We start from the raw sequence: 12651 nt of genomic DNA, 5'->3' as shown, positions 1-12651 counted from the left end.
TCCGCCCTGTTGGGCCACTCAATGGATGATCGGCATCATCCGCTCCGGATGATGCCGCCTGGCGCCCGGGCGCGCTACGTTGCAACCGGTGGCGGCGATGATCGTTCCTCGCGCCACTTTGCCCACACCCGCCGCGACCAGATGGAGACATAATCATGGCCGAAGAAGAAACCCCCGTCCTCGACGCCCTCGCCGAGATCACCGCCGTATCACTCGACCGCTGCAACCTCGAGGACCGCGAGATCATGTTGGCCCGGATCGCGGCGCTCGTGGCAGTCGACGCCCCGCCCGCCTCCTACCTGCTCAACGCCGGCACCGCGAGCGACGTCGGCATCACCCTGGAGGACGTCCAGGGCATCCTCATCGCGGTGGCTCCCGTCGTCGGCACACCCAGGGTCGTGGCGGCGGCCGGCAACCTCACACAGGCACTGGGCTTCGCAGTAGCAGTGATCGAGGCAGAACTCGACGCCGAACTTGAGGCCGAGTCCGAGACCACGGGCTGACCCGCCCTGGCGACCACGGACACCGGCAGGCGTGGGCCATCCCTTGCCGGTCTTTCAGGGTGTCCGAGAGGTCAGGGCGGACGCCGGGTCTTACGTCCGTTGCCGGGCCCTTCCGGCCCTGACGAAGCCGATGCCGGCGAGGATGGCGCCGGCGGCCTCGGCGACTGCGCTAAGAGACTTCTCGAAGAACCAGACCGGTTCGTACATGGCTGGGAACGGGCCAAATGCCGGGATGTTCACATAACGGTAAACAACAACGGCAGCAAAAGCGCTCAGGGAAACGATCAGCGCGGCGCCGTAAGCGGTCCGGCTTCCACGCAGAAGCACGTAGAGGGCTGCCAGGACCGCTGCGGCTGCCTCGATCAGGAACAGGTTCCCCTGGCCAATTCCGGCAGGATTCCCGGCCTGATAGCCGGGGGCGAGATGGATATGGACGCCGGCATCAATGAAAAGGGCGAGGGCGGTGCATACCCGCAGGGCCATATCGCTTCTTTGCACACCCGCGACAGCGCCCGAATGGCTTCGGACGCTCACTTGACCGTCAGCGTCCCGTGCATGTTCGGGTGGTAAGTGCAATGGAATGCATAGGTCCCGGGCTGGGAGGGGGCCGTAAAGGTGGCCGTGCCCCCGCCTTTGACCTCCACGTCAAACGCCTGGCCCTGGTCCGCGGTCACGGTATGTTCCGCAGTGTCCTGGTTAGTCACCGTCACCGTAGCGCCGGGGGACACCGTGAGCGGATTCCCAAAGGCAAAATCCTTGATGGTGATGGCTGCCGCTGCGGAACCTGGCATCCCCTGGTCCGTCGAGGGCGTTGTGGAGGATGATTCCATCGGCATACTTGCGGAAGCGGTGGCGGAGGCGGAGGCGGTGCCTGCCGACGTCGACGTCGGGGCAGGCGACCCGGCGGAGGCGCAACCAGCCAGCCCGGTCAAGAGCGCTGCCAAAAAGAGCGAAGTCCTTACTTTCCCAGTATTCATAGCGCGCCGTCCTAGGTCACGGGGGATAACGTTGGATGAAATTCCCCTGAGCACTATTTTGCTCCCGGCCGCTACGAAATGACACCCGGAAACCCTAAAGGGCCTTGGCCCGGAGCGAACATTATCCTTCTGCCGCCGGCCGTCGTGGCCCTCTGGCGACCGGGAACTTCGGCGCCCGGCTCTCCCTGCACTGGCAGCGGACCTGGCCGCATTGATCGTCAATGCCGACCGGTCTGTTGAGTTGGCTGATGACGTACATCATCCTTCCGGTGAACACCAGGCTGTTGGGACCATGGCTTCGCGGGAAGCGCTGACGCGGGCAGGAGCGCAACCCGGGGTCAGCTGACCGCGGGTCCGGGCTGGTACCAGGGCTGCTAGCGCTGGAAGATATTGAGGATGTTGCCCTCGGTGTCAAGGAACCAGGCGGCTTTGCCCACCGGGGTGGTCGCTATCCCGTTCTCAGTCTTCAGGCCCGGGAAGTCGTACTCCTCGAACACAACGCCGCGGCCGCGCAGGTCCGCCACCTCGGCGTCGATGTCGTCGGTTCCCCAGCCCAACTGGGTGTTTTTTGCGGTGCCCGCATTGTCGGTCGCGTAGAGCAGGAAGGAAGTTCCCTTTCCGCAGCGGTAGATGAGATTCTCCTCATCCATGGAGTCGTCGGCGGGCTCCAGGCCCAGGACGTCACGGTAGAAAGCCTTCGCCCGGGCGATGTCCTTGGCGGGGAGGACTGCGGTGATTTCGAGATCCTTCAACATGACTGTTTCTCCCTATGGATCAGCATTGATCAGGTTCCTGGATGCCACCCAGCTTCCATCCACACTAAATCGTAGGCTCGGGGCCGGGAGAGTCAAGACTGCGCGGAATCCGCCGCCGTCGAGGCGCTGGCCAGGTCCGCCCGGGGGTGCTGCCGCCGGCTCGCCAGCAGGAAGGGCACCGCGATCAGCTCGATGATGCCGCCAATCGCCACTGAGGCGGGGTACCCGTACACGTCGGCCGCCCGGCCGAGCACCGGCTGTACCACCACTCCGCCGCTTGATCCCATGAGCGAGTCGAAGCTGAGCACTGTTGCCCGCTGCTTCGAGGGGATCATGTCGTTCAGGTAAGCCTGCCGCACTGGTGTGCCCGCCGAGGCGACCAGTGCCCAGAGCGCCAGCAGCGCCAGCGCCACCCAAAATTCCCGTGTGAACCCCAGCACCACGAGCAGCAGTGCGCTCACCGCGCTGCTCAGGATCAACACGGTGGTGCGCTTGCGGACGAGGCTCCGCAGGCGGGGTGCCAGCCAGCCGCCAAGCACCTGGGCGCCGGCCACCAGGGCCGCCGCCAGGCCCGCCACGGAGTAGGCCCGGGGGTCGCCATAGAGTTCCAGCAAGTAGGGCTGGAGGGCGTAGAAGACATAGATCCCGACGCCGGAACTGAACGGCGCCGCCAGCATCACATACCGCACTGGCGGGTGCTTCAATCCGTTCTCGATCGAGGCATTGAGTACGGCACGGGTTGCCTGAAGGGGATGAGTTGAGCGCTCGGGGGTGAATCCGACGTCGCGCATCAGCCAGAAGGCGACGGCGAACATGACCAGCAGCACCCCAACCCGCAGCAGGAACGGCACGCCGAGGTTGGTGGCCTGCGCGATCACACCGCCGGCCACCGAGCCGGCGAGCATCGCCACACCGGAGACCATCAGACCCCGGCCGAGCACCGTCTCCAGCCCGCCCTCGTACCCCGAAAAGCGCAATGCGTCGACCAGCCACGCCTCCACCGCCCCCGAGAAGAACGTGAATCCCAGCCCCAGCAAGACCGACACCACCGCCCACGCCCAGAAGGGCGCGGAGAGCTGCCACAGCAGGTAGTAGAGGTAGGTCGCTGCGGCCAGTGTTGCGGTGCCGAGCAGGAACGAAACGCGGCGGCCCCACCCGTCGGCAACCACTCCGGTGGGCACCTCGAACAGGACCATACCGGCCGTGAAGAAGGCATTCGCGGCAAAAGCCTCAAGATTGCTGAGCCCGGCGTCGAGCAGGAACAGCGTGTTGATCCCCCAGATGAACGAGGCCGCAAGGGTATTGCCCAGCGTCAATGTCAGGTAGATGCGCTGGATCTTTCGGGCGGCGGCGTTCATCACTTCGCCGTCCCCGCCGGGGCGAGGAGGGAGCACCAGCCCATTCTCGTCTCCACCGCCCGCCCGCGCCAGAGCAGGAAGTCCTCACGCGGGAGCAGCGGCGGCCCTAGAGCGAACCGCCGGCCACCTCCGGCGTGCCGGTGTCCTCCGGAGGGCCGCCATGGGCGCCTCCGTGACCGTGGTGACCCCCGCGCCCCGCTCCCCCAGCCCGGCCGGCGTCGCCCACGCGCTCCCGGGCCAGGAAGGTCTCGACGTCGAACAGGTTGTCCGCCCGGCGGGCGACGTTGAGCAGCGTCGACATTGATGCCACCTCCTCGACCTGCTCCTTGAGGAACCAGAGCATGAACTGTTCTCCCAGGGGGTCGTTCTCCGCCCGGGCCGCGGCGAACAGTTCCTTGATGCGGTCCGTGACCTCAACCTCCTGGGCGAGGGCAAGGACCAGGGGTTCCTCCGCCGAAGAGAAGTCGTTCCGGACCGGATCGATGCCGGGGATGGTGATCTTAATGCCGCGGTCCAGGCTGTACCGGACCATCATCATGGCGTGGTTCCGTTCCTCCAGCGACTGGCGGTAGAAGTGCTTGGCGAGCTGGGGAAGGTCCTGCCCGTCGAACCAGGCGGCGATGGCGATGTACTGCTGCGACGCTGCGAACTCATTGCCGACCTGGCGGGTCAGCAGCTCGTTGAAGTTTGGGCTCATGGTGCTCTCCTCGAGTCGGTGTTCAAGGGTGCGGACCTGGGGCGCCAAGGTTATGCCGGGCCGGGGGCTGCCGGAGGCCCTGTAACGAGACTCCTCCGCTTCGGATCTCCGCGTCAAGAACGTGCTTTCACCCGAGACCTTCGCGCCGTGCCAGGCCGGCAATGGCATCGAAGGCCAGGGGCGGGCCGGCCCGGCGGCCGGGCCGCCTATCCGGCGGGGGCAGACACCTGTACCGGGGTAAACCCTCGGGCGAGTTCGATGAGGATGCGGGTACCGAACCCGGTGGCGCCCTTGGAGCGCCACACGTCATCGGTGTCCGACTGCATGGTGCCGGCGATGTCCAGGTGTGCCCACGGGGTGTCCCCGACAAAGTCGGCGAGGAACAGCGCAGCGGTGGTGGCCCCCGCGTACTTTCCGCCCAGATTGGAGATGTCCGCGATGTCCGAATCCAGCTGCTTGCGGTACTGGGGCTCCAGGGGCAGTTGCCAGATCTGTTCATCGGTGTGCGCCGCCGCCTCCCGGACCCTGTCCACCAGCGGCTGGTTGTTGCCGAAGAGGGCGGCGGTCAGTTGCCCCAAAGCCATGAGGGAGGCGCCCGTTAGCGTGGCGATGTCGACGATCGCGTCCGCGCCCTCCTCCACGGCCAACGTCAGGGCGTCGCACATGACCAGCCGGCCCTCGGCGTCGGTGTTCTTGACCTCGATGGTGGTTCCGTTGCGGGCGGTGAGGACGTCGCCGAGTTTGTACGCCGAGCCCGCCGGCATGTTGTCGGTGCACATCAGGAAGCCCGTGACCTTGGCGGTGGCCCTAAGCTCGCGCAACGCGGTGAAGGACGAGAGCACGGAGGCGGCACCGCCCATGTCCATCTTCATGAGCAGGTGCATCGGGTCGCTGGGCTTCAGGCTCACCCCACCGGAGTCGTACATGATGCCCTTGCCCACCATGCCCAGGTGCCCGCCGGGTTCGCCGTCGGGTGTGAACGTGAGCTTGAGCATGCGCGGTTCCTGGGCGCTGCCGGCGTTGACGCCGAGGAGCCCGCCGCAGCCAAGGTCAATCAGCTGCTGCTTGTCGAACTCCTCCACTGCGAACCCGAAACGGGCACCCAAATCCGTCGCGATCTCACCGAGGCCGGCGGCCGTGAGGTGGCTGGGCGGGGCATTGCAAAGGTCGCGGGCGATGTTGACGGCCCGCGCGGTGACCCGTCCCGTGGCCAGACCGGCCGTGGCCGCCTCCACATCGATGCCGGGGGTGCGCAGCTGCAGGAGCCCCAGCGGAACGTCCTTTGTTTTGCCCTTGAGCACATCGAAGCGGTAGCGGCCCAGCAGCGCGCCCTCCGCCAGCACCTGGCCGAGGGTCCCGGCGTCGACCCCGGCGACGGACGGCAGCTCGAATCCGATGCGTGCATGCCGTGCGGTGGCCCGCATCAGGACGGCGACGGCGTTGCGCAGTCTGCCGGCATCCAGGTCCTTGGCGGTGCCGGCGCCCACCGCCACCAGGAGGGTGGAGCCTGCGGCCGGTAGAAGCAGCGTGGTGCCGGCATCGGCGGTGAATCCGGCACGCACCAGCGCCTCGCGGTCCAGTCCGAGGACCTCGGGAACCTCGCCGTCGGTGGTCACCAGGATGCCCACTGCGTCGAGCTCACCGAACCCGCTAACCCATTCAATAGTGGCTTCGTCCCTTTCCGCCGACGGGATGGCAGTGAACCCCTTGGGGATGAGTTTGTACGAATCGTGGTTCATTGCTCAGGCCCTTTCCTGGGTGGTGGTGTCCGGGGAGTCCGGGGAGGCCAGATCCAGTGCGTCGGGATCATCCGGTTCGAGTTGCTCGGGCAGGTCCCCCTTCATCCGGCCGGGCATCCCTCCGGCGGGCACGATCGCCAGCAGGGCAAGCCCTGCCAGTCCCAGCAGCGAGTACTGCAGGGCGCGCAGGCGTGCCTCGGCGTTGACCTCGACGGCGGCGGCGAGTTCCGTGGGGCTGCCTGCCCGGTCTCCGATGGTGGCCTCGAGTTGTTCGTTCGTCATGAAGTTGGCATCGCTGATGTTCACTTTGGAGATCAGCTCATCGGAGACCTCCGGGTGGGCGGCGGCACCGCTGGCGATGAGCGAGGCGAGCATGCCGACGGCAAAGGCACTGGCCACGGCGATGCCAACGCTGCCGGAAAGGTTGTGCACCAGTCCACGCCAGGCACCGACGTCGCCGGCCAGGTTCTTGGGCACAGCGCTGAGCAGCGTGTTGAAGACCAGTGCCACGATCGCGCCCTGGCCAAGGCCCAGCAGGATCAGGCCGAGGACCACAACGGCCTGTCCCCAGTCGTTGCGGATGGTGAAGGCAATGAGGGTAAGCGCGCCCGCTACGACGACGAAGCCCACCTGCGCAATTGTCCGCGGCGGGAACTTGGAGTACAGGAAGGCTACGAACGTGCTGGCCAGGAAGATGGACAGGGTGTACGGAATGATCGAGAAGGACGTTTCGATGCCGGAGAGGCCCTGGACCATCTGCATGTAGAGCGGAATCAGGAAGTTCGCCGCGGTGCCCACGAACAGCATGAGGCCCATGCACGCGGTCACCGCCAACTCGGAACTGGAGGCGAGTACCCGCAGGTCGAAGATGCGCGACAGTTTGGCGTTCTGGCGCTGGCGGATCCACCGGAAGAACAGCTGCCCGGCGATCAGGCCCAGCAGAATCAGGAACGGCGCCGGGGAGAGGCCCACGATGTTGAAGGGCGCCTGGTCGGTGGCGAGCCACACGCCCCAGGTGGACAGCCCGCTGAAGCCGAAGCTGAGCAGGATGATGGCTACCGCGGCGGTGATGGCGCCGGTCCAGTCGATCTTGAGGTTGGGTTGGGCTGGAACGTTTTTGAGCCTGAAACTCAGCAGCAGGTTGATGGCGCCGAGGACCACCATCAGTCCGAACGAGTAGCGCCATCCGATGGTGGTGGCGAACCAGCCGGCGATCAGCAGGGCCAGGACGCCGGCGGCCGGGATGGCGGCCGCGAGCAGGCCGATGGCCTTGGCCTGCTGCTCGTCCTTGTAGTTGGTGGCAATGAAGACGGTCAGTGCGGGGGCGATCAGGGCGATCACGGCACCGGAGGAGGCCTGGGCGATGAACAGCATGGCGGGGCTCAGGCTGAGCGCCACGCAGGCCATCGCCGCGGCATGAATACCGACGGCGATTTGGAAAACTTTGCGGGTGCCGAAGCGCGCCCCAACCTTGGCGCCGAGGAGAATGAACGCCGCCATCGAGAAGGTTCCGGCGGTAATGGCAGTACCCACCGAGGTGGCCGGTGTGTCGAGATCGCTGGTGATTCCCTGCATCGAAACGGTCAAGGCGTTCACTGCAAACGATGCCTGGATTTGGGTCAGTACTACCACGATGAGCGGCAGCCACGAGGCCGTCTGGGCGGCAGTGGATGCCGGTGCTGCCGGGAGAGTATTGGACATTCCGTGCTCCTTAGTGGGGTTCAACCGTCAGGAACTGCCTCGGGATCAACTGCCATGTACGGGCCAGAACACCGGCACCAACAGAATCGCGACGGCTGCGTACAGTGCCATGACCGCCAGGCCAAACTTCCAATAGTCTCCGAACCGGTAGCCGGCAGGCTGCATGATCATCATGTTGGCCGGTGTGGATACGGGGGTCAAGAGTGCAGCCGACGATGCGACCGCGACGGACATCAGCACGGTGATGGGGTTGAGTGAAGCCTCAGCTGCAACCGACAGCGATATCGGAATGATAATCAACGCCGTGGCGGTGTTGCTGATCAGCTGGCCAAGGACCGCCGTGACCAAGAAAATGCCCGCGAGAAGCAGCAGGGGGCCGGAACCGCCGACGGCCGCGACCATGGCGTCCGCGATGATACCGGCTGTCCCTGTCCGGGTGATGGCTGCGGACAGCGGGATCATTGCCCCCACGAGGATCAGGGTCTGCCATGCCATCGAACGGTGCGCCTGCGCCGGCGTGACCACCTTGAGGACCACCATGGCCATGGCTGCCAGCAGGGCGGCAACCGGGGCGGGGACAATGCCCGTGGCCAGCAGGACGACCATCGCTGCCAGCACAATCAGGGCGGGCACGGCGCCCGGGCCCAACGGGACGGTCTGGCGTCGGATGGCATCAGGGGAATCGACAAGCAGCACGTTGTGGTCCACCGTGTGCTTGTCCAACGCGGACCAGGCTCCCTGCAGCAGGAGCATGTCGCCCGCATTGACGGTGGAGCGTCCCAGGGACAGGGGCTCCCCCGGGCGTTCATGGGCCAGCACCACCAGCGCGCCGCTGGCCGTGACCATTCCCGGGTACACCACCGTGCCGACGAGGTTTGACCGGGGCGCGACGACGACTTCCGCGACGCCGTAGGAACTGCTGATCAGCCCGCAGGTGGCATCGTCGTCCTGCTCGAGCCCGTGCTTCGCGGCGAAGCCGTCGATAAGCCGCTGGTCACCGCGCACGATGATTTGGTCCCCGGCCGACAGCTTGGCGGCGGTGACAGGCCTGCCGTCGGAGCGCTGCACGCTGATCAGGTGCAGCCCCGCAGGATGTTCGCCGAGGGGTTCCACGGTGGGGAGGCCGATGATGGCTGAGCCTGCCGGTATCCGCAGCCGGGTCAGCTGATCGTCTCCGAGGTAGTGATGCATCAGCGTTTCGCCATGGGAACTCAAGTCTTTGGGCAGCGCATCGGGGGTGCGCTCCGGCAGGAGTTTCGGGCCGAGCCAGACGGCCAGCCCCATCGTGCCAATGAGCAGGGGAAGGCCCACCAGGCCGAACTCGAAGAACCCGATTCCCCGGCCGGTTGAGTCCAAGGCGGCGTTGAGGATCAGAATGTTGACCGGCGAACCGGTGAGCACCAGCAAGGATCCGGCATGGGCAGCGAAGGCCATCGGCATCAGCAGCTGGGCAGGCCGGCGGCCCAGCCGGACGGCGAGGACCACAACCATCGGGAGCAGCGCGGCGACCGCCCCGTTGACGCTGATAAACGCCGTCAACAAGGCCGTGATGCCCATCATCAGCAGGACGAGCCGGACCCGGCTCGTCCCGGCGAACCGGATCAGCAGGCCCCCAAGCCAGGTGGTGATGCCGGCTGCGTCAATGGCCTCAGCCACCACGAAGAGGGCAGCAATCAGCACCACGGTTCCGCTGCCGAAGCCGGAGAACGCCTCGTCCAGGCTGATCACGCCGGTACCAAACAGGGCCAGGGCCACACCGAGGGCCACAATTTCGACCGGCAGCCGGTTCCACACGAACGCCGCAACAGAGACGACAAGGACAAGAACGGTAATGGCGACGTCCGTCATGAGGGACACGCTAAACCAGAACGGCCTCTGCGAGATATAGCCGGCCGCCGGCGGGTAGTTTGTCCCCTCGACCCGTGCGGCCGCCGCTCCTAGAATGAAGGGGCTGGGACTACGGCGCCGGACGGACTCTGGCCGGGGACGGCGCGGCTGCGGCCCGCTCCTTGTCCGCACCGACACACGGCGGTGTCATGCGATCCACAATCCGTCTCCTGGCTGGCGCAGCCGCGGCCCTTATGCTGACTCTCAGCGCGTGCACCGGAGAAATCCCGGCCCCGCCCCCTTCCTTTGGTGCAACGCCCGCACCCACCGATTCGCTCGACTTCACGATGCGCTCCTTCATGAATCAGGGCGCGCTCGCCGTCGTTGCCGAGGTGAGATGGCCGGGTGGCACGTGGTCCAGGGCCTACGGCGTCCGGGATCTGGAAACCGGGCAGCCCGCGACGACGGACGACCGGGTCTCGGTGGCCAGCGTTACCAAGTCCATGACCGCCGTCGCCGTTCTGAAACTTGTCGACGACGGCCTCATCGGGCTCGACGACCCGGTCAACGGCCTGTTGGACAGTTTCGCGACGGTACTCCGGCCACCCGGCTCCATCACCGTCCGGCAATTGCTCGCCCACACCTCGGGCATGCCATCGTTTCAGGAGGCGAACGAGAAGAGCATCGACGACGTAGCCCGGGCTTTCAGCGAAAACATGAGCACACAACGAGGGCTGGAGCTCACAGCGGCACTGCCCTGGGATGCGAAAGACGTGGGTTCGTTCCGCTACTCCGACTCGAACTACCTCGCGCTGGGGCAGCTGCTGGAGAAGCTCCGGGGGAAGCCCTTTGCGCAGGTGCTCCGCGACGACGTGATCAACCGGCTTGGCCTAGAGGACACGTCCATCGACCAGGCCGTGCGCGGGGAACCCGACATGATCCATGGCTACATCACTTTGCGCGGTGAACGCCTCGACGTCACGCAGCCGCCGGCCGACCTCGGCTCACCGGCGTTCGGCGCCATCTCCACCATGCACGACGTCAACGACTTCTTCGAAGCGCTCTTCCGGGGCGACCTGGTGTCGGACACCGCGGTCAAGGAAATGACCACGACCGGCAGCTTCCCCTACTACGGCCTGGGGCTCTGGAAATGGCACCAGGGCTGCACGGAAGATCACCGGTACGGCGGGCAGGGCGCCTTTCCGTCCTACCGCACAACCGCAATCAGCAGCACCGACGGGCAGCAGCAAGCCACCATGATGCTGGTCCCTCCTCCGATTCCCACATCCCTCGAGGACCCTGCGTCGGAGAACAAACTCAGGTTGTGGGACGGCCAAATGGCCTCCGCACTCCAGGAAACCCTGGACCGGCTCTGCTGATCTGGCAATGAGTACATCGACGAAGGGAGTAAAGAGATGAGTCATGTGGTGGACCGGCTTGTGTCCGCGATGAACGCCCATGATCTTGAAGCCGCAGCAGCGCTCTTCCATGAGGAATACCGCAGCGAACAACCCGCCCATCCCGGCAGGGCCTTCACGGGGAGGGCGCAAATGCACGCGAACTGGGCGGCGATGTTCGCCGGGATTCCCGACTTCCATGCGGAGACGGTCAGCACCATCGACGCGGGGAACACCACCTGGAGCGAATGGTCGTGGACCGGTCACCGCACCGATGGGAAGCCGTTCCACAACCGGGGAGTGACAATCTTCGAGATAGCTGACGGCCTGATTGTGGCCGGCAGGCTCTACATGGAAGATGTCGAACGAAATGGGGGCGGCATCGAGGACGCGGTGGAGGCCCGGTCGGGCCGCCGGCCCCGCCGTCCCGGAGAGAAGTGATGAGGACGACCCATGGTGGCTGACGGCACCACCCCGGGACCGCCGGGCGAACGTGCCGCTGCGGGCAGGCCACCCCGCGGCCTGGCGTCGGCCGTCACCACGATGATGGGCCGGGGCGGGGTCCCGGGCCTCTCCTTGGCCGTAACCGACCGCGGCGGCGTGCTTCTCGCCGCCGGTTACGGTTGCGCCGACCTGGCAACGAACACGACGGCGACCGCATCGACGTCGTACTTGTGGTTTTCGATGTCCAAGATCGTGACCGCGACGGCGGCGCTCCGGCTCGTTGACGAGGGCCGCCTCGACTTGGACGCCCCGGCCGGCAACTACGTCGATTATCTCCGGGCGCCAGGGGCAACGACGCCGAGCGTGGGACAGCTGCTCAACCACACCGCCGGTTTCGGCAACCCGCTGCCGATTCGCTGGGTCCACGCGGCCGACGCGGATCCGCCGGACCCCGGGGCCCTGCTCCGCCGCCTGATGGGCGGGCGCCGCGCCCACCGCTACCCGGCGGGGCAGGAAGCCAGGTACTCCAACGTCGGCTACCTTGCCGCCGGACAGGTGATTGCAGCCGCCTCGGGGATGCCCTTCGAGGACTACGTCAACACCTCAGTCCTGCGGGCTGCGGGCATGGAACACACCGGGTTCCGCTATCAGGCCGGCGCGGCCAAAGCGACCGGGTACATCAGGGCGCCCAGGATCGCGGACCCCCTGCTGCGCGGCCTGCTGCCCCGAGGGATCGCAGGAGAGCGCCGCGGGCCATACCTTTCGCTGAACCCTTTCTACGTGGACGGCCCCGCCTACGGCGGTCTGGTGGGCGACGTCCTGGATGCCGCCAGATTCCTTCGCATGCACCTTCGCGACGGCGAGATCGACGGCGTCCGGGTCCTCTCCCCCGAGTCGGCGCGCCGCATGCGCATCATTGACCAAGCGGGCAAGCCGTTCGACCACGGAACCGGCTGGTTTCGTCGGCCCACCCAGCACCCCGGGCAGTGGGTGGAGCATTTCGGCGCCGGCGCCGGCTTCTGGAACGTCATGCGCCTCTACCCGGAGCGGGGTCTCGGCGTCGTTGTTATGAGCAACAGCACGCGCATACTCGACTTCGAACCCCTCTTCGCTCTCCTGGCAGCCGCGTCCTGGCCGTAGCCGCCGTGGCCGCCTGGCCGGCGGTCCGGCCGGAAGCGCCGGCATCCCGCCCTGATAGGAATAAGCTATAAGCGCTCCAACGCAGCAGCTTCTGTTCCCGCAGGAATGGAACT

General features: G+C 66.4%; 12 protein-coding genes. 4 read left to right on the top strand and 8 right to left on the bottom strand.

The features are described 5' to 3' along the window. The first annotated feature begins 155 nt into the window (after positions 1–155). The gene (locus AC1DC5_RS06375) at positions 156–503 is read left to right on the top strand and encodes a carboxymuconolactone decarboxylase (protein ID WP_441403879.1); all 348 of its coding nucleotides are present in this window, start codon (positions 156–158) and stop codon (positions 501–503) included. A gap of 90 nt (positions 504–593) precedes the next feature. On the opposite strand, the gene AC1DC5_RS06370 is transcribed toward AC1DC5_RS06375, so the two are convergent. The 8 genes from AC1DC5_RS06370 to AC1DC5_RS06335 form a co-directional block, all read right to left on the bottom strand. Continuing rightward, positions 594–986: a hypothetical protein gene (locus AC1DC5_RS06370; protein ID WP_476864580.1), complete on the bottom strand. Its 393-nt coding sequence runs from the start codon at positions 984–986 to the stop codon at positions 594–596. Positions 987–1033: 47 nt separating this feature from the next. Continuing rightward, positions 1034–1447, bottom strand: coding sequence for a cupredoxin domain-containing protein (locus AC1DC5_RS06365; protein ID WP_476864579.1), 414 nt, complete (start codon positions 1445–1447; stop codon positions 1034–1036). 407 nt (positions 1448–1854) lie between these two features. After that, entirely contained in the window at positions 1855–2235 is a 381-nt protein-coding gene (locus AC1DC5_RS06360) for a VOC family protein (RefSeq protein ID WP_476864578.1), read from the bottom strand. 92 nt (positions 2236–2327) lie between these two features. Continuing rightward, a complete protein-coding gene (locus AC1DC5_RS06355; protein WP_441404310.1) occupies positions 2328–3593 on the bottom strand; it encodes an MFS transporter in 1266 nt (421 codons plus the stop codon). Positions 3594–3699: 106 nt separating this feature from the next. After that, positions 3700–4290 (bottom strand): ferritin, encoded by a 591-nt coding sequence (locus tag AC1DC5_RS06350; RefSeq protein WP_441403875.1) that lies wholly within the window; start codon positions 4288–4290, stop codon positions 3700–3702. 206 nt (positions 4291–4496) lie between these two features. After that, complete coding sequence (locus AC1DC5_RS06345) at positions 4497–6029, bottom strand: leucyl aminopeptidase (RefSeq protein WP_476864577.1); 1533 nt, start codon at positions 6027–6029, stop codon at positions 4497–4499. Between the two features lie 3 nt (positions 6030–6032). Continuing rightward, entirely contained in the window at positions 6033–7730 is a 1698-nt protein-coding gene (locus AC1DC5_RS06340; protein ID WP_476864576.1) for an MFS transporter, read from the bottom strand. A gap of 45 nt (positions 7731–7775) precedes the next feature. Beyond that, positions 7776–9578, bottom strand: a complete 1803-nt coding sequence (locus AC1DC5_RS06335) for an SLC13 family permease (protein ID WP_476864575.1) — start codon at positions 9576–9578, stop codon at positions 7776–7778. Between the two features lie 188 nt (positions 9579–9766). On the opposite strand from AC1DC5_RS06335, the gene AC1DC5_RS06330 reads away from it, so the two are divergent. Genes AC1DC5_RS06330 through AC1DC5_RS06320 form a run of 3 tightly spaced genes read left to right on the top strand, consistent with a single transcriptional unit; the run spans position 9767 to position 12538 of the window. Beyond that, the gene (locus tag AC1DC5_RS06330; protein WP_476864574.1) at positions 9767–10936 is read left to right on the top strand and encodes a serine hydrolase domain-containing protein; all 1170 of its coding nucleotides are present in this window, start codon (positions 9767–9769) and stop codon (positions 10934–10936) included. A 36-nt stretch (positions 10937–10972) separates the two neighbouring features. Next, a complete protein-coding gene (locus AC1DC5_RS06325; protein ID WP_441403873.1) occupies positions 10973–11395 on the top strand; it encodes a nuclear transport factor 2 family protein in 423 nt (140 codons plus the stop codon). A 12-nt stretch (positions 11396–11407) separates the two neighbouring features. After that, entirely contained in the window at positions 11408–12538 is a 1131-nt protein-coding gene (locus tag AC1DC5_RS06320) for a serine hydrolase domain-containing protein (RefSeq protein WP_476864573.1), read from the top strand. The last annotated feature ends 113 nt before the right edge of the window (positions 12539–12651 follow it).

It is taken from the genome of Arthrobacter sp. 10L424 (assembly GCF_056395325.1).
The sequence above is the reverse complement of the archived record's forward strand: the minus strand, read 5'-3'. Positions and strand labels throughout refer to the sequence as shown.